Annotated in this window: 15 protein-coding genes; 11 read left to right on the forward strand and 4 right to left on the reverse strand. The window is 55.6% G+C overall.

The window, feature by feature from the left end:
• Positions 1-4 precede the first annotated feature (4 nt).
• Positions 5-1,702, reverse strand: coding sequence for an L-lactate permease (locus B6S09_RS14875; protein ID WP_094279285.1), 1,698 nt, complete (start codon positions 1,700-1,702; stop codon positions 5-7).
• Positions 1,703-1,874: 172 nt separating this feature from the next.
• Here B6S09_RS14875 and B6S09_RS14880 point away from each other — a divergent pair, with 172 nt between their 5' ends.
• Positions 1,875-2,777, forward strand: coding sequence for a LysR family transcriptional regulator (locus B6S09_RS14880; RefSeq protein ID WP_166670329.1), 903 nt, complete (start codon positions 1,875-1,877; stop codon positions 2,775-2,777).
• A 36-nt stretch (positions 2,778-2,813) separates the two neighbouring features.
• A complete protein-coding gene (locus tag B6S09_RS14885; protein WP_094279287.1) occupies positions 2,814-3,710 on the forward strand; it encodes a LysR family transcriptional regulator in 897 nt (298 codons plus the stop codon).
• 36 nt (positions 3,711-3,746) lie between these two features.
• Here B6S09_RS14885 and B6S09_RS14890 read toward each other — a convergent pair whose 3' ends face one another.
• Together B6S09_RS14890 and B6S09_RS14895 are read right to left on the reverse strand one after the other, a co-directional pair.
• A complete protein-coding gene (locus tag B6S09_RS14890; RefSeq protein WP_094279288.1) occupies positions 3,747-5,252 on the reverse strand; it encodes an AbgT family transporter in 1,506 nt (501 codons plus the stop codon).
• Positions 5,253-5,273: 21 nt separating this feature from the next.
• On the reverse strand, positions 5,274-6,434 hold the full coding sequence (locus B6S09_RS14895; protein ID WP_094279289.1) for a M20 metallopeptidase family protein: 1,161 nt from the start codon (positions 6,432-6,434) through the stop codon (positions 5,274-5,276).
• Between the two features lie 224 nt (positions 6,435-6,658).
• Here B6S09_RS14895 and B6S09_RS14900 point away from each other — a divergent pair, with 224 nt between their 5' ends.
• Positions 6,659-7,693, forward strand: a complete 1,035-nt coding sequence (locus B6S09_RS14900) for a Gfo/Idh/MocA family oxidoreductase (protein ID WP_094279290.1) — start codon at positions 6,659-6,661, stop codon at positions 7,691-7,693.
• On the opposite strand, the gene B6S09_RS14905 is transcribed toward B6S09_RS14900, so the two are convergent.
• Entirely contained in the window at positions 7,687-8,655 is a 969-nt protein-coding gene (locus tag B6S09_RS14905) for a TDT family transporter (RefSeq protein ID WP_094279291.1), read from the reverse strand. The genes B6S09_RS14900 and B6S09_RS14905 overlap by 7 nt on opposite strands.
• A gap of 91 nt (positions 8,656-8,746) precedes the next feature.
• Between B6S09_RS14905 and B6S09_RS14910 the strand changes: the two genes are divergently transcribed.
• The 8 genes from B6S09_RS14910 to B6S09_RS14945 all read left to right on the forward strand — a co-directional run bounded on the left by B6S09_RS14910 (position 8,747) and on the right by B6S09_RS14945 (position 17,981).
• Entirely contained in the window at positions 8,747-9,625 is an 879-nt protein-coding gene (locus tag B6S09_RS14910; RefSeq protein WP_094279292.1) for a LysR substrate-binding domain-containing protein, read from the forward strand.
• Between the two features lie 168 nt (positions 9,626-9,793).
• Positions 9,794-10,654 (forward strand): metal ABC transporter substrate-binding protein, encoded by an 861-nt coding sequence (locus tag B6S09_RS14915; protein WP_243832851.1) that lies wholly within the window; start codon positions 9,794-9,796, stop codon positions 10,652-10,654.
• A complete protein-coding gene (locus B6S09_RS14920; protein WP_094279294.1) occupies positions 10,651-11,547 on the forward strand; it encodes a manganese/iron ABC transporter ATP-binding protein in 897 nt (298 codons plus the stop codon). Before B6S09_RS14915 ends, B6S09_RS14920 begins: the two co-directional genes overlap by 4 nt.
• Positions 11,531-12,388, forward strand: coding sequence for a metal ABC transporter permease (locus B6S09_RS14925; protein WP_094279295.1), 858 nt, complete (start codon positions 11,531-11,533; stop codon positions 12,386-12,388). Before B6S09_RS14920 ends, B6S09_RS14925 begins: the two co-directional genes overlap by 17 nt.
• Complete coding sequence (locus B6S09_RS14930; RefSeq protein ID WP_094279296.1) at positions 12,385-13,230, forward strand: metal ABC transporter permease; 846 nt, start codon at positions 12,385-12,387, stop codon at positions 13,228-13,230. The genes B6S09_RS14925 and B6S09_RS14930 overlap by 4 nt, the downstream gene beginning before the upstream one ends.
• A gap of 190 nt (positions 13,231-13,420) precedes the next feature.
• Positions 13,421-13,942, forward strand: a complete 522-nt coding sequence (locus tag B6S09_RS14935) for a sigma-70 family RNA polymerase sigma factor (RefSeq protein ID WP_094279297.1) — start codon at positions 13,421-13,423, stop codon at positions 13,940-13,942.
• On the forward strand, positions 13,939-14,865 hold the full coding sequence (locus B6S09_RS14940) for a FecR domain-containing protein (protein WP_094279298.1): 927 nt from the start codon (positions 13,939-13,941) through the stop codon (positions 14,863-14,865). The genes B6S09_RS14935 and B6S09_RS14940 overlap by 4 nt, the downstream gene beginning before the upstream one ends.
• A gap of 92 nt (positions 14,866-14,957) precedes the next feature.
• Positions 14,958-17,981, forward strand: a complete 3,024-nt coding sequence (locus tag B6S09_RS14945) for a TonB-dependent receptor domain-containing protein (RefSeq protein ID WP_094279299.1) — start codon at positions 14,958-14,960, stop codon at positions 17,979-17,981.
• The last annotated feature ends 17 nt before the right edge of the window (positions 17,982-17,998 follow it).

Below are 17,998 nucleotides of genomic sequence, written 5' to 3' on the forward strand. Positions count from 1 at the left end.
GGCATCAGGACAGCTGCAGCAGCGGATCCGTGATGCCCATTCCGTAGATGGCAATCATGCCAATCACGCCGATGGCCACCAGGTAGTAAAGGGTGGGCAGGGCGGTTTTGCGTAAGGTGGTGCCTTCCCGGCCCAGCAGCCCCACGGTGGCCGAGGCCGCAACCACGTTGTGGATAGCGATCATGTTACCGGCAGCGGCACCCACCGCCTGCAGTGCCACTATCATGGCGGTGGACATGCCAAGGGTCTGTGCCACTTCGAACTGGAACTGGGAAAACATCATGTTGGACACGGTATTGGAGCCGGCGATAAAGGCACCCAGGGCACCGATCACGCCGCTGATGGCAGGAAAGAAGCCACCTACCAGATCGGCTGCGACCTGGGCAGCCATGACCGGCATACTGGCCAGATCCGCCTCATTGACGCCGGAGTTGATAAAGATCCGTACCATGGGCACGGTGAACATCAGTACAAAACCGGCACCGATAAGAGTCTTGCTCGATTCGTGAATGGCCGGGCCCAGATCCCTGAGCGAACGGGTCTGCGTCAGCACCGCGACCAGCGAGACGAATACCAGAATGCCGCCAGGCAGATACAGAGGCTGAACACCGGCGCTGATTCCGGCTTCACCCAGCAGGTTGCTGAAGGCGATGTTCCAGCTGGTGAGCAGGCCCTTGAAGCTGTCGCTGGTACGGCTCAGTACCAGCAGTGCCGGCAGCAGCAGGTAGGGGAACCAGGCCAGAGCCAGGCCGATGGGCTTTTTCTGCAGGTCTTCCTTGTGAATGGCCAGTGAACCCAGCCATTCCGCCGGCCAGTCTTTTTCATCGGGGAAATCAAAGGTGTGTTTGGGCACCAGAAACCCTTTACGGGCTGCGGTGACAACAATGGCCAGACCCACCAGGCCGCCGATCAGCGATGGAAACTCCGGCCCCAGCAGAATGCCGGTGAGGGCGTAGGGCACGGTAAAGGCCAGGCCGGAGAAAATGGCGAAAGGCAGGATCTCCAGACCTTGTTTCCAGCTTTTTTCCTTGCCGAAAAAGCGGGTCAGCATCATGCACATGAACAGCGGCATCAGAATGCCGACGATGGCATGGGTGATGGCCACGTTGGTGGTGACCGTTTGCAGGTACGCAGGCCAGCCGGAGCCGGCGGCGCTCAGGGTAGTGTTGATGGCGGCATTGTCGAGGCCGGTGGTCACCCCCACGATAATGGGAGTACCAACAGCACCGAAGGAAACAGGCGTACTCTGGATCATCATGCCCATCAGCACCGCCCCCAGGGCCGGAAAGCCCAGTGCCACCATCAGCGGTGCTGCCACCGCCGCCGGCGTACCGAAACCCGACGCACCTTCAATAAAGCAACCAAAGCACCAGGCTACAATAATCGCCTGAACACGGCGATCCGGGCTGATGGCGGTAAAGCCATTGCGGATGGTGGTAATGGCTCCGGTATGCTTGAGGGTGTTGAGCAGCAAGATGGCACCGAAGATGATCCACAGCAGCGAGATGGAAATCACCAGTCCCTGCAGAGTGGATGCCAGCACCCGGGTGCCGGTCATGTCCCAGACCAGCAATGCGATGACCACGGTCAGAATAAAGGCCAGTGGCATGGCGCGTTTGGCCGGCCATTGCAGGCCCACCAGCAGCACGGCGGCGAGCAGAATGGGGGAAAAGGCCAGTAATGCCAGCAAAGTATCATTCATAATGTGTGTATCCTTGTCACCTTGTTCATGGGTGGCAGCCTCTCCACCCGTATCCTTAATAATGTAGAGTACGATGGCACTTGCGGTGTTAAACGGATGTAAACTTTAATAATCTGTTTTTTGTTGATATATAGAATTAATGAAACTTATTGTTTCCAGAATTGGTTAAATAATGCCAAGAACCGACGATCTCATTCTGTTTTCCCAGGTGATTGAACTGGGCTCTTTCAGTAAGGCTGCCGAGGCTCATGGTCTGACCAACTCGGTGGTTAGCAAACGCATTGCCCGTCTGGAGCAGGAGCTGGGCAGTACTCTTATCCACCGCACCACGCGGCGTCTGACGCTGACCGATGCGGGCCGGGTGCTGTTTGAGCGAGCTCAGGCAGTGGCGCAGACAGCCCAGGAGGCTTTTGATGCAGTGACGGGCTACAGTGACTCCTTGCAGGGACACATTCGAATGTCGGTACCGACCATTTCCGGTGAGTTGCTGCTGGCAGAAGCGGTGGCACAATTTTGTGAACTACATCCGGGTATCACCGTCGACATGTCACTGGAAAACCGGTTCGTGGATGTGGTAGCGGAAGGCTATGACCTGGTGGTCCGTACCGGTCATCTGGAAGATTCCAGTCTGGTTGCCCGTCATTTTCTGGACTCGCGCTGGACCATTTGCGCGGCACCTGTGTATCTCAGCCGTCATGGCAAGCCCCAGGTGCCGGAAGATCTGCTACACCATAATTGCCTGATTTACAGCTACCAGGAGAGTGGGGCGCGGGACTGGTTGTTCAGCCGCCATGGCGAGACCTATTCACTGCGGGTGAACGGCAACTTTTCTACCGACAACGCTGCCGCCCTGCGTAAGGCTGCCCTGGCCGGTTATGGTCTGGCCTATGTGCCCCGTTGCCTGGTGTATCCGGATCTGCAGGCGGGACGGCTGGTGGATCTGTTGACCAACCGGGTGGGTAAGGTGCTCGGTATCTATGCGGTCTACCCCTATAACCGCCAGCCCTCCCGCAAGATCAAGCTGCTGATTGAACATCTTCGTGCACGCTATACGGACATCAAGCATTACTTTTAAGCCGCATACAGTGGCATTACCTACGAGACGTTAGGCATGGATTTACTGGGCAAGAAAGCCTTTTATCTGAATCAGGTCGCCATGTGTGGCGGAATTCGCGCTGCTGCCGAATCGCTGGGGATTAACGCCTCTGTGGTAAGCCGGCATATCAGTCAGCTGGAGCAGGAGGCCGGGATTGCTCTTCTTGAGAAGAAAGGAAGAAACGTCAGCCTGAGCCAGGCTGGCCGGCTCATTATTGACACCTTTGCTGCTCAGCAACGTTTACAGAGCGATTTGTCCGATTCCCTGTCCCGGATGAAAACCCTGAAAGGAGGACGTGTTGTGATCTCGGTAGGTGACGGCTTTATCGAGAGTTTTATTCAGTCGGTACTATTGCGTGTATCCCGGCAGTACCCAGATGTGTTTATTGAGCTGAAGACGGGGGTTTATTTTCCCCGTGAGCCTCACGATATGGTGCTGGAAGATGAAGTGGATATCGCCATTACCTACGGCCCTGTATCCGATCCCCGGTTGCGGGTACGCAGTTTCAGCAGGGGGCCACTGTGCGCCCTGATGCATCCCGATCATCCCCTGGCTCAGCGGGGCAGAGTGTCGGCAACCACCCTGGCTGCACACAAGCTGATTTTTTTACCGGACCAGTCGGGTACGCAGTCTTGCGTGAGCGCCATTTTTCGGGATAGCGGATTGTCGGTGACACCTGCTTACCGGTGCAACCTGCATTCGGTGGCCAAACTGATGGCAGGAGCGGGCATCGGCATTGCTTTTATGACGGCCTGGGGAGCCCAGAGTGAAATAAACAGCGGCAAACTGGTCGCTGTACCGGTTGCTCATCCGATAGCGGAAGATACTTACGGTAACCTGGTATGCCGGGTTGGTCGTAACCTGAGTCCGGCTGCAGGTTATCTGTGGAGATTAATGAGCGGCATGCGCTAGGATAAAAAACGGCCCTCATTGAGGGCCAGCTGAACATTACATCATCATGTAAACACCGGGGCCGAGCGGCAGTCCCAGGGTTAACCAAAGCAGTAAAAACAGTGTCCAGCAGATCAGGAAACCGAGCGCCAGTGGCAGCATGGTTGAGATCAGGCTGCCCAGTCCCATAGACGGGACGTATCGCTGCATGTACACCAGGGCGACTGAAAAGTAGGGACTCATGGGTGAAATGATATTGGTTGTTGAGTCTCCGATGCGAAACATGGCCTGAACAAAGGCGGGGTTAAAGTCGGAAAGCATCAGCATGGGGACGAAAACCGGAGCCATAAGAGCCCACTGGGCCGAGCCGCTGGTCATAAAAATGTTCAGCACTGCTGTCATTAGAATGAAGGCGATGACCAGGGGCATACCAGTGAACCCAGTGCTTTCGAGGATGTTGGACCCCTCAATGGCAATGAACTGACCCAGTTCAGACCATTTGAAGTAAGCAATAAACTGGGCAATAGCAAAAAACAGCACCAGTGTGGTGGCCAGTTCCCTGGTGGACTCGGCCATCAGCTCCGGCACATCCCGGCTGGAACGGATCTTGTCTACGCTGACCCCGTAGGTCAGGCCGATGGTGATAAAGTATCCAAACAAGATGGGTACAAAGGACTTCAGGAAAGGAGAGGGTACCAGACCGCCATCCGGGTTACGCAACGGAGATGTTTCTGGCAGTACCAGCAGCAATACCAGTCCCAGGTAGGCCAGGCTGGCCCACATCACGCGCTTCAGCCCCCGCTTTTCGGCCGTGCTCAGCTCCACCAGAACAGGTTTTGCCTGACACTGCTTACCGTTAACAGGCAGAGACCGGTTCAGGTAAGGTTCAACAAAACGATCCACAATCACGGTGCCCACCACGGCCAGCACCAGTACCGAGCAAGCCACGAAGTAGTAGTTGTCGAGCGGTGAGATATAGGCCTGAGGATCAATGGTACGGGCAGCCTCTGTGGTAATGCCTGAGAACAATGCATCACCGACGGTGACAAACAAGCTGGCATCATAGCCTGCGCCGGCGGCCGCATAGGCTGCCGCGGCACCGGCCAACGGGTGTCTGCCCACCGAGTGGAAGACCATGGCGGCCAGCGGGATCAGGATCAGGTAGTTGGCGTCAGATGCAACACTGCCGCAGATTCCGGCCAGAAACACCACCAGGGTGAGCAGGGCGGGGGGAGCCTTGGCCACACTCACTTGCATCAGGCTGGACATCAGACCCACCTTGTCGGCCAGACCGATGCCAAACATAACGACCAGAATCAGGCCGAGAGGCGGGAAATTGACAAAGTTCGATACCATGCTGGTCAGGATGAAGACAATACCTTCATCTGATAACAGGCTTTTTACCGTTACAATGTCCCCGGTTTTGGGGTTAACCGCGCTGGTACCTGTTGCCGACAATATAGCAGACAGCAGGACGATAAAGACGCCCAGGGTGACGAACAGAATAAACGGGTGGGGCAGCCGGTTCCCGGCACGCTCGATGGAGCTCAGAATCCTTTGCATATCAGATAGTCCCTTATTGAATTACGTTTGTGGAATGGCCAGCATTTCTTTGGTAATGGCCAGAAAGGTGTGAGCGGCAGGAGCCAGTATCTGGTCGTTAAATTCGTAATGGCAGTTGTGGAGGTAAGCGGAATCCTGACCGTTACCGACGAAAAAGAAGCATCCCGGCACCTGTTCGAGATAGAAAGCAAAGTCTTCCGATCCCATGGTGGGCATATAGTCGATTTGCTCAATCTGCTCGCTGACCTGGTGCTTGTGGGCAGCAGCAATGAGCTTATTGGTCCATGCAGTATCATTGACCAGCGGCGGTACATGGTGCACATGTTCGAGCCGGTAATCTGCGCCATAAGGGGCACAGATACCTGCGATAAGCGCATCCAGCTGGCCGACCAGCTGGTGCCGGGTTTCCTGCCGGTCATTACGGATATTGAGCAGCAGCCTGGCCTGGCCGGGAATGACATTAGCGCTGGAAGCGGCTTCGAAGGAGGAGACCGTTATCACCCCGGCCTGCAGCGGTGATTTGGCTCGCCCTGCAATGCCTTGCAGTTGCTGAACCAGGCACGCTCCCAGATAGATAGGATCGACGGCCAGATGGGGCATGGATGCATGACCAGACTCACCGATAAGGGTAACTTCATAGGTGTCGCTGCCGGCCATGGCTGGTCCTGCTTTGGCAAATACGAGGCCCGCATCGAACCCCGGTCTGTTGTGATAACCAAAAATGGCATCAACCTTGGGGTTTTCCAGCACCCCTTCCTTGATCATCACATCGGCACCATTGCCGCCTTCTTCGCCCGGTTGGAAAAGAATTTTGACCATGCCGCACAGGCTGTCCCGGGCTTCCATAATGAGCTCTGCCGCCAGCAACATGGTTGCAGTATGGCCATCGTGGCCACAGGCATGCATGCAACCGGGACGTTGTGACTTGTGTTCAAAGTCGTTGGCTTCAACGATGGGCAGGGCATCCATGTCAGCACGCAGGGCGATAACCGGCCCCGGGCGACCGGTGTCGAGCAGGCCGACCACGCCGGTGACTGCGATTCCGGTACTGACCTGATAACCCAGCTCGTTAAGCCGGCGTGCTACCAGAGCCGAGGTGTCGAACTCTTCGAATTTCAGCTCCGGGTGCCGGTGCAATTCACGTCGGGTGGCAATGGTTTTTTCCAGTTGATGTGGTTTCATTTTACTTCTCGGAACAAAGGAAAAAGTAAGATTTTAGCGAGTAGAAATGATTTAAAAATAACCCGGAAGTGGTTGTTTTGTTGCTTTTAAGTCAACAGTTTGTTTTCTTTTCAGTGGGAGTGCCAGCCAGCCTTGACCCGGCAGGAGGGGCTGTGGTTTGTTGTAAGGCTGAAATATTCATTACCGGGATGCGCAAGCGTGTCGGTTTTCGATGAGGTTGTACCATGATCAAAACCGCCGTAATCGGCTATGGCCAGTCGGCCAGCATTTATCACCTGCCTTTTATCGACAGCTTGCCGGAATTTGAGCTGGTGGCCATTCACACGTCACGCCCCGAGCGGGTGGAGCGGGACTGGCCTGATGTGCGGGTGTATACCGATGTGGATGAAATGCTGAAGGAGTCCGGTGCCCGCCTGGTGGTGATCACTGCTCCCAACGAGGTGCACTATGAGCTGGGGCGCAAGGCCCTCAGCCTGGGCTTGCATGTTGTCATGGAAAATCCGGCAGTGACCCAGCTGCATCAGGGCAGTGAGCTGATGCGTCTGGCCGAAACCAGCCGGCTGTGCCTGATCCCGTTTCATAACCGCCGGTGGGACAGCGATTTCCTTACCATCAAACGTCTGTTGGCCGAGAGCAAGGTGGGCCCTGTGCATGCGTTTGAATCTCACTTCGATCGTTTCCGGCCCACTCCTGAGGGCCAGGAAGATCAGCCCGGCGTGGGAGCGGGTTCCTGGTTTGATCTGGGTGGCCATCTGGTGGATCAGACCCTGGAGCTGTTCGGCAAGCCGCTGTCGGTGACCGGTCGTTGCCTGTCCCAGCGTCCGGGCTCGGACGTAACCGACTATTTTCACGTGCAGCTGCATTATGCCGACAAGGAAGTGGTGCTGCACTCCAGCTCCTATCATCCCGGGCCGACGCTGCGCTTTAAGCTGCAGGGAGAGCGTGGCTGCTACATCAAGCGGGGTTTCGATCCGCAGGAAGAACGGCTGCGGGACGGCATTGTGCCCGGTTCACCCTATCTGGCCAAGGAGGCGGAAAGCGATTACGGGGTGTTTTACTCCGATGGTGAGCCGGAAGTCATTGTGTCGGAAGTGGGTGGCTACCGACATTTTTATGAAGGTACGGCCAGGGCCATCCGGGGTGAGGGACCGTTGCCGGTCACCATTCGTGATGCGCTCAACGGGCTGAACATTATCAACCTGGCGGAAAAGAGCAGTCGGGAAGGAAAAACCCTGCCGGTGCCCGATGTCCATTATTGAGTCGCCTGTCGATCCGGTGTCAGCAGACGACCCAAAGGGGTAAGGTGCAGGAGGTAGCGTAGTGTCACGTAGCCTACCATCAGGGTTGCTACGATGAGTTCCAATTGTGCTAGGTGCCGCAGTTGGGCAAATGCCCCCGGCTCATCCATTCCGGAAGTCAGGGTCGCCACTTTGAACAGGGCTGTGGCACTGATGACCAGAGGAAAGGTAAAGGCAGCATAAGCCGGACTGAATGGCAGTCGTAACAGATGAAACAGCGCCAGGTAAATCAGCGAGGTCATCAGCATGGCGACCCCAAGTAAAACGGCCACCAGCAGTAGATTGGGCTCATCTGTTACTGTCAAATAACCGGCCAGAGACAGACTGGCTGGGGCAGCCAGAATGGCAATGGTGGGCTTGGCGGCATCAGGCACGGCGGAGCAGAACATCAACCGGTACAGCATGAACGGCAGCATCAGTGCATAGCAGCTCAGACCAAACCACATCAGCCCTTGCGCAACCGGCTCAAGGGCTCCCCCCGGGTTGGCCACGGCAGCCACAATCATGCCAACCGGTGGTACAAACCAGCTGGGTACCATATGGTGCAGGCGAAACTCCCGCAGTCGGTGAAACATAAAGGTCAGTAAAAAGATGATATGCATTCCGCTGGCCAGCAACCACAGTGCATTGCGGACATTGCCGTGCAAGGATGCAGATACCACCATGGCTGCCATGGCAAAGGTAGGTACCACACTGCCCACCACTGGATGAGACAGATCTTGCGCCAGTAAACGCGGATGCAGGACAAACTTGGCAGTCAGGAGCAGCAGCAGTACCGCAGCGATAGCCGCTCCCAGAGTCTGAGTCCGGCCATCAAACAAGCCGCTGTTCTCCCAGCACCAACCCAGGCTGGCAATGCCGAGAGCCAGACCGGCGATGGGGGTCGGGAGAGTGGCAAAACGGTGGCGGGTGTTGTTCAGCATAACGGTTCTCCTCAGTGACTTCCGTCATCATAAAAAGAACATTGCGTTTATAATATCCAAATGATTTAAAAACATCGTTTGGAAAAACTAAATGATAACCCTCAAACAGCTGCAGGTGTTCACCAGCATTGCCCGCCATGGCAACCTGGGACGGGCTGCAGAAGAGATATGTTTAAGCCGGGGAGCGGTCTCCCAGTCTCTGGGCGAGCTGGAACGGCGGCTGGGCGGGCCGTTGTTTGATCGGGTTCATCCCAGGCTGCAGCTCAACGACCAGGGGCGGAGACTGCAGCCGATGGCGGAAGACTTACTAAGCCGGGTTGCTGACATAGAGCAGCAATTCGGCGGTAGCCGGGAGAGTGAAAGCGGTCTTGCCGGCAGCCTGCGAATTGGTGCCAGCCAGACCATAGGGAACTATGTGCTACCGGCGTTGTTGGCACGGCAACCTTGGTTGCAGGCAGGCGTTACCATTACCAATACTCAGACCCTGTGCGATATGGTGGCCCGCTTTGAGCTGGATATGGCCCTGATAGAAGGGGAAAATCGTCGCCCCGAGCTGGAAACCCAAGCCTGGCTGACCGATGAAATGTGTATTGTGGCAGCCCCCTCTCATTATCTGGCAGCGAAAGATCACCTGACACCTGCCAGCCTGGCTGACTGCAGTTGGGTACTGCGTGAGCCACGTTCCGGCAGCCGGGAGCAGTTTGATCATCAGCTGGCTCCTTATCTTAATGGCATGGGTCGTATGCTGGAACTGAGTACCCCGGAGGCCGTGATGCAGGCGGTGGAGCAGGGGCTTGGGCTGGCGCTGATTTCCCGCCTGGCGGCAGCAGACAGGCTGGCACAGGGCCGGCTGACAGTGCTTGATGTGGGGATTACGTTGTCGAGGACACTGAAGTTGGTGTGGCATCGGAAAAAATATCACTCATCCCTTCTGCGTCGCTTTGTGGATATTTGCCGTGAAGAAGGATAAATTGAAACACCAAATAGTAATGGTTATCATTATATTTAGTGTGAATCAGTTTTGTCCGTAGCCTGCATCAGTTATCAGGGTTAAGGCGCTACCATAATAAAAGGGGCGGGTATGTGTGATCGTGGCAGAGGCAAGTGCAATAAGGGTGCACTCATCCTGTCGCTATGTATGGCGATATCAGTTTTCCCGGTGGCTGCTCAGGAAAAGTTCAAGGCGGTCACCACCTTTACCGTGATCGCCGATATGGCCCTTAATGTGGCCGGTGATGCTGCTGTTGTCGAGTCCATTACCAGGCCCGGTACTGAAATCCATGAATACCAGCCCACGCCGGGCGACATGATTCGGGCCAGCGATGCCAAGCTTATTCTGTCCAATGGCCTGAACCTGGAGCTGTGGTTCGAAAAGTTTTACCGAAACCTGAGCAATGTGCCCGAGGTTGTGGTCAGTGAAGGCATTACTCCCATGAGCATTACCGGTGGCCCCTATGACGGCAAGCCTAACCCGCATGCCTGGATGTCGCCTGATAATGCCCTTATCTACGTGGACAACATTCTTGCGGCTTTCCTGCAGCACGACCCCGGCAACGCGGAGGTCTACCGGGCCAATGCCGAGGCCTATAAACAGAAAATTGCCGATGAAACTTCCCCCATCCGTGACCTGTTCTCCCGTATTCCCGAGCGGCAGCGCTGGCTGGTAACCAGTGAAGGGGCGTTTTCCTATCTGGCCCGGGACTACGGCCTGAAAGAGCTGTACCTGTGGCCGATCAATGCTGACCAGCAGGGGACCCCCCAGCAGGTTCGGCACGTGATCGACACGGTGCGCCAGCATGATATTCCGGTGGTGTTCAGTGAGAGTACTGTTTCCGACAAGCCTGCCCGTCAGGTAGCCCGGGAAACCGGGGCCCATTACGGCGGTGTGCTCTATGTTGACTCGCTGAGTGAACAGGGCGGCCCGGTACCGAATTATCTCGAGTTGCTGCGGGTGACCTCAGACACCATTGCTCGCGGGCTGACTGAGGGGGGAAAATGAACACTATCGACACACTGGCTGCGTCATTAGATGGGGCTGGCATGGTGGTGAGTGGGATTACGGTGACCTATCGCAATGGTCACACCGTCTTGCATGATGCCAGCTTTCATTTGCCGCTGGGCACCATTGCCGCCCTGGTGGGGGTGAACGGCTCCGGCAAGTCGACCCTGTTCAAGGCCATTATGGGATTTGTGCGCCCGGTGGCCGGCGATATTCGCCTGCTGGGCATGCCGGTCACCCGGGCCTTGCGGCAGAATCTGGTGGCTTATGTGCCGCAGGCCGAAGAAGTGGACTGGAACTTTCCGGTGCTGGTGGAAGATGTCGTCATGATGGGGCGTTATGGCCATATGGGGTTGTTGCGCCGGCCCAAGGCGGCGGATCGAGATGCAGTAGAGCAGGCACTGGCGCGGGTGAACATGATCGCGCTTCGCAAGCGACAGATTGGCGAGCTTTCCGGAGGTCAGAAAAAACGGGTATTTCTGGCCCGGGCGCTGGCCCAGAACAGCAAGGTCATTTTGCTCGACGAGCCCTTTACCGGCGTGGATGTGACGACCGAAGAGCAGATTATCGCATTACTGCAGGAGCTGCGTGATGAAGGCAGGGTCATGCTGGTGTCTACCCATAACCTGGGATCAGTGCCCGAGTTTTGTGATCGCACCATTTTAATCAAGGGGACGGTACTGGCTCACGGAACCACCGAGGAGACCTTTAACCAGGCCAATCTGGAACAGACGTTTGGTGGTGTGCTGCGTCACTTTATGCTGAGTGGCGGTGCGTTGCCGATCGGGGTTATCAGTGATGATGAGCGGCCATTGATTATCGAAGGCGGGCAGGTACAACGGCGCGCGAGTCAACCCCAACGCAAGCAGGAAAAGCATGACGACCCTGCTTGAGCCCTTTACCTACGGATATATGCTCAATGCGGTCTGGGTATCGGCTCTGGTGGGAGGAGTGTGTGCTTTTCTTTCCTGTTATCTGATGCTCAAGGGGTGGTCGCTGATCGGTGATGCCCTGTCTCACTCCATTGTACCCGGGGTGGCGGGTGCTTATTTACTGGGGCTGCCATTTTCGCTCGGGGCTTTTCTGGCCGGAGGCCTGGCCGCCGGTGCCATGATGCTGCTGAACCAGCGTAGCAAGCTGAAGGAAGACGTGATTATTGGTCTGATTTTCTCGTCATTTTTTGCACTGGGGCTGTTTATGGTATCGCTGCAGCCGATGGCGGTGAATATCCGGACCATAGTGCTGGGGAATATTCTGGCGATTGACCCTGCCGATATTGTGCAGCTGGTGATCATCAGTATGGTTGCTCTGGTGGTACTGCTGTGCAAATGGAAAGATCTACTGGTGGTGTTTTTTGATGAAAATCATGCATACACACTGGGGTTGAAGCCTCACTTACTGAAAATCATGTTTTTTGCGTTGCTGGCGGCCAGTTCGGTGGCGGCAATGCAAACCGTCGGGGCTTTTCTGGTTATCTGCATGGTGGTCACGCCCGGCGCCACCGCCTATCTGTTGAGCGATCGCTTTCCGGTGCTGCTGTTGATTGCCGTTGGCCTGGGGACCACGACCAGTGCTGCAGGTGCTTACCTCAGCTATTTTCTCAATGGTGCTACCGGTGCCCTGATTGTGGTCCTGCAGACCCTGATTTTTCTGCTGGCGTTTGTATTTGCACCCAAACACGGCTATCTGAGCGCCCGCCGGCGTGCCGCCAGGGCGCGGGAGTGGCAGACATGACCTTGCCAGAGCTGTTGCTGCAGCCCTTCCGGTTCGACTTTATGGTGCACGCCATGATGATGGCTGTGGTGGTGTCGGTGCCGGCGGCGCTGTTGTCCTGCTTTATGGTGCTACGTGGCTGGGCATTGATGGGCGATGCCATGAGCCATGCGGTGTTTCCCGGTGTGGTGCTGGCCTATATGACCGGTATTCCGCTGGCGCTGGGCGCCTTTGGTGCCGGTATGGCCTGTGCATTCAGCATTGGCTTTCTGGCTGCTAACAGCCGGATCAAGCAGGACACTGTTATGGGGATCGTGTTTTCCGGCATGTTTGCTCTGGGCCTGCTGATTTACGTGCAGATCAGCACCGAGGTACACCTGGATCATATTCTGTTTGGCGATTTGCTCGGGGTGGGTCTGAGGGACATTGCTGAGACCGGTGCTGTGGCCCTGCTTACCGTGCTGGTACTGGCCATGAAATGGAAAGATTTTTTGCTGCATGCCTTTGATCCGGTGCAGGCCAGGGCGGTGGGGCTGAAAGTGGGCTGGCTCCATTATGGCTTGCTGTGCCTGATTACCCTCACCATTGTGGCGGCGCTGACCTCAGTAGGGCTGTTGCTGGCCATTGCCTTGCTGATCGCCCCCGGTGCTACCGCTTTTTTGCTGGCCCGGCGTTTTACCCATATGTTGCTGCTGGCGGTGCTGTTCGGCACGAGCGGCGGCTTTTTCGGCGTGTATATTTCCTTCTATCTCGACAGCGCTCCGGCCCCTACCATCGTGTTACTGATGACCCTGTTTTTTGCCATCGCCTTTGTGCTGGCGCACCGGCGTGCGCTGAAAGCCGAGCGCATGGCGGCTGAATAAGATCATTACCGCAACCGGCCTGCTCGTGCAGGTGGCAGGCCGGTGTTATTGAAACCCGCATGCTGCATGAAGGTTTTGTGTCGCTTTACGCATAAAGCCGCCTCTCTTCTCCGAAAAGATTGCCAAACACACCTCTTTAATGATAATGATTCACATTATTCTTTGTGGCGCAATAAAGGGAGTATGCATCATGACGGTTATCAGCCAGGCCACCGCCAACAGTGTTGCAACCATGTTCAGGGAGCACCATGGCTGGTTGTCGTCGTTTATTTCCCGGCGCGTATCCTGCCCTGAGGCGGGAGCCGATCTGGCACAAGACACCTATTTACGGCTGCTGGTCAGTGGCCGCCTGCCCGAGCCGGATGATTCCCGACGTTATCTCACCCACATTGCCAAAGGGCTGGTGATCGACTTATATCGCCGGCGTCGCATTGAGGCCGCTTACCTGGCGCAATTGCAACTGGAGCCGGAGCCCGTCGCCATTTCGCCCGAGGCCCGGGTGCAAATGGTGGAAGCCCTGGTGGAAATCGATGCCCTGCTGCACCGGTTGCCCAATCAGGTCAGGCAGGCGCTGCTGCTGCGCCAGCTTGAAGGATTGAGCTATAAGGACATTGCCGCCCGTATGCAGGTGTCGGTGTCATCGGTGGAAAAGTACGTGGCCCGGGCGTTGCAGGCCTGCCTGCTGACGGCTCTGGAGCAGGAGCTGATATGACCCAGCTCACCCGCGAGGCGATAGAGCAGGCTTCCGTCTGGATGGCCCGGCTATGGGCCGACGATGTCTCCGAGGCCGATAAACAGGCATTTGAAGCCTGGCGAGAACAGCACCCTGCCAATGACTGTGCCTGGCAACAGCTGCAGCGGTTGCAGCAAAAGTTCAGCACCTTGCCACAGCCGCACACCGGCAGCCGGGTGCTGGGCAGGTCTCAGGGCCCGTCGCGCCGGCAGTTTTTGCTGTGGGGCGGGGTGTCTGTGGGCACGCTGGTGCTGCCCACCCGGTGGCCGCAACACAGCGGCGAGCTTTATACCTCAGCAGTGGGTGAGCAAAAACGCCTGACGCTGGCCGACGGCACCCGGCTGATCATGGACACCGACACCGAAGTCCGGGTGGACTTCAATCATGGCCGCCGCCGGCTGTATCTGCGTCAGGGCAGGGTGATGATCACGACCGCCCACCATGGCACCCCCTTTGAGCTGGAAACCGCCCACGGTCGGGTGGTGCCCCTGGGTACCCGCTTTTCGGTATACGCCCGGCAGCGGCAGACGCAGGTAGAAGTGCTGGAAGGAGCAGTAGAGCTGCGCCCGGCCATCAGCGGTGGCACGTCGCGCATCCTGGCCGGAGAGCAGGGCCAGCTTACCGGCACCGATGCTTCGGCCGCTCAGCCTCTGGCCGACGGGGCCGGGCTCTGGACTGCGCACAAACTGGTGGCCACCGGCCAGCCTCTTCACGAGTTTATTGCCGAGCTGGCCCGCTATCACCCCGGCGTATTGCGGGCGGATGCTTCCCTGCACCGGCTGAAGGTGACCGGGGTCTTTATGGTGAATGACACCGAGGCCGTGCTGCGCCATCTGGCTCAGATTCTGCCTGTCAGGGTGCGTCATTTCACTCGTTACTGGGTCAGAGTGTCGGCTCGCTGATTCCATTAAAGTATTTTCATTCTCATTTGCGGGTTTGCTGTGTTTGTCCGGTATAAAGAGTAAGACCCTTTAACTGACGCAGGAAAAATGCAGTGAGAACCCCGTTTAAACCCCGTTTGCTGTCTGTGTGGCTGGCTGCCACCCTGGGCCTGGCCAGCTCGCTGGCTCCTGAGCACGTTCGGGCGGCGGAGGCGCAGAGCTTTGATATTGCCCCAGGCCGGCTCGACACCGTGCTCAGCCAGTTTGCCCTGGATGCAGGCATTACCTTTCATCTGAACGGCAGCCTGTCGCAAGGGGTTTACAGCGAGGGAATTCACGGCAGTTACTCACCCGGGCAGGCGTTGACCCTGCTGCTGAACAACACCGGACTGCGTGCCGAGCGCCAGCCTGATGGTGCCTATCGCATTGTGCCCCTGGCCGTCGTTGCTAGTGCCGGTGATGTGATGGCGCTGGATGTGATTGATGTGCGCGACAGTAGCACCATCATCAGCCGGGATGAGGAAGGAAAATTCGCTGTTTATGATGACGATGTTTCCACTACTTATGCCGGCAAGGAAACCATTGAACGCTTTAAGGGCAAAAGCGACGGTGATGTGCTCAAGGGGATGGTGAACGTATACAGCGGTGATCCGCGCAATGGTGGTGGCCTCGACCCCAACATTCGCGGCATTCAGGGCCCGGGCCGGGTGCCGGTTACCATAGACGGAACCGAGCAGGCGCTGACGGTGTATCGCGGTTACCGGGGAGTATCCAACCGCAGTTATATCGACCCTAACCTGATTGGTGGAATCAAGGTTTATAAAGGGCCGGTAAATGAAGCCAACACCAAAACCTCGGTGGGGGGGGGGGTGGTGGTGTCGACCATAGAAGCGGAAGATATTTTGCGGGACGGCCAGGATATGGGGGGGGAATTGGTGATGGAGGGCAGCAACAATGCCACCAAGCCTAAATGGCCCTCGCTGTATACCGGTCAGGATTATCGTGATGTGCCCGGCTTTCCGGATCCACGTTTTTATCCTTATGCTGATCCATCGGTTCTGGCGACCATGGACGACAGCAAAAATAGCAACCCCTTCTCGGGAGATGATTATTCCTATCGTCTGGCGCTGGCAAAAAGGACTGACAATTTTGAGCTGCTGGGTGCCTATGCTTATCGTTATAGCGGTAACTATTTTTCCGGTAAAAACTCTGCCGATTTCTATAGCCAGCATAACCGAAAGGAATTTTTAAATACCAAGGTTGATCCCACTTCATTGGCCCATCGTCAGCTGCCCGGCCATGAGGTGCCTAATACCTCCAATGAAATGGAGTCTGTGCTGCTCAAAGGCAAGCTGAAACTGGCTGATAATCAGGAGATTAACGCTGGGGTAAGGCATACTCAGTCTCACTACGGCGATATTATGGCCAGCCGCTCTGGTGACTTAACGGATGGCAAGCTAGCGCAGTGGCCAGAGAGTAATTTAAAGGTTACAGCTTATAACCTTGGTTATCAATGGAACCCGGAAAACCGGCTTATCAATCTTGAGGCCAACTTATGGCACAGTGGATCAGAAACCCAGAACAACGATAAAGGCGGCTTTCCCAATTGGGCCAATCAATATCCCAGCTGGAACCCGAACCATAGCCCTGTTATTCGTAATACGGCAGTTACACACTCAAGAGACCAACGTGTCGGGTTTGATATCAGTAATGAATTTGATCTTACCGACCACTTAAGCTTTAAGCTGGGTGGTAAATATGAATATCACAAGCTGAGATCCGATGACGAATACTCCAGTGTGGCCAGTAATGGTTGGCAGATAATGCCGCGTGCGGGTCGTCGACAGGAATATGATATTACCCATAACTTTAACTGGCAGCCAACATCTTTCCTGGAGTTTAATGTGGGTGGCCGCTATGGCTCCTATTGGGTGGTGGACGACTTTAAACAAAGCCGGATTGATGCTGGCGATGGGTATTTTATGACCAAGAGGGTTGAGAATGGTCATAAGGTTTATTATGAGGCGAAGGTAGGCGCTCCAGGAATTGATGGTGGTACTGTATTAGATGATTATTTGAAACTTGAAGCTGATGAAATGAGGGAGCTGGGTACCAGTGAGAAAAATATAGAGCGCTGGATTAGCTTTCGTAGAAAGTATCTCAGTATGCTCCCTGATAAAAGTATCAAGTTTGAAGGTATTTGGGAGCATGACGGAAATGGAAAATATGACCTGGATAATAATGTCTGCTTTAATAAAAAATTTGCGACCTCTGCTGATTCTGTAGAAAAATGTAGTACAAGCCTTATTCATAGTATCACTACGCAAGATAATACCAAGGTCCGCAATGAGGACTCGGGCTGGACACCGACCCTGTCTGCAACGCTGAAATTCAATGACAGCACTCGTCTCTATGGCCGTTATACCGAACAACTGCGCTTTCCCAGCATGTTTGAATCCACCCTTGGGTTTTCTGCCAGCAGTAACCGTTATGGGCCACTGGAGCCGGAGCATGCCAAAAACTTTGAAGTGGCCCTAGTGCACAACTTTAATGATGGCGATATCAAACTCAGCTATTACCACCATAAAACTGAAAACCTGATAGACAGAAACACCAATCTGGAATTTTCCAATATCGACAGCCAGACCCTGGAAGGCATAGAGCTGCAGGCCCGGTACGATATTGGTCATTTCTATGCTGACTTAGGTGCGGCCTATCTGCTTAAAAACAAGGTGTGTGATGAACAGGAAGCCATTATAGAAAGTGCTCTGCTTGAATATGGCAGTGCGCCCATTGCCGCTTGCCAGCATGCGGGTTTTGGTGGTGCCAACTATACCGCTGATTACTCGGTGCCACCTTACTCCCTTAACCTGGACATAGGTGCCCGTTGGCTGAACGAAAAACTGACTACCGGCACCCGGGTTATTCACCTTGCCGGCAATGACGATGACGATTACATCGAGCGGGATGACACCACCACCTTTGATGCCTATGTGCAATATCAGCACAACAAGAACCTGGGCTTCGAAGTAGTCGGCACCAATATTACCGATGCCTATTACACGGATCCATTGGCCCGCTCCAGCGTGCCGGCTCCGGGAAGAACGGTAAAACTTAAAATGAACTTTAAATTCTGATTTTTTGGCCGGGCAGC

Origin of the sequence: Oceanimonas baumannii (assembly GCF_002245495.1) — a bacterium.
In the GTDB taxonomy this organism is placed as follows: Bacteria; Pseudomonadota; Gammaproteobacteria; order Enterobacterales; family Aeromonadaceae; genus Oceanimonas; species Oceanimonas baumannii.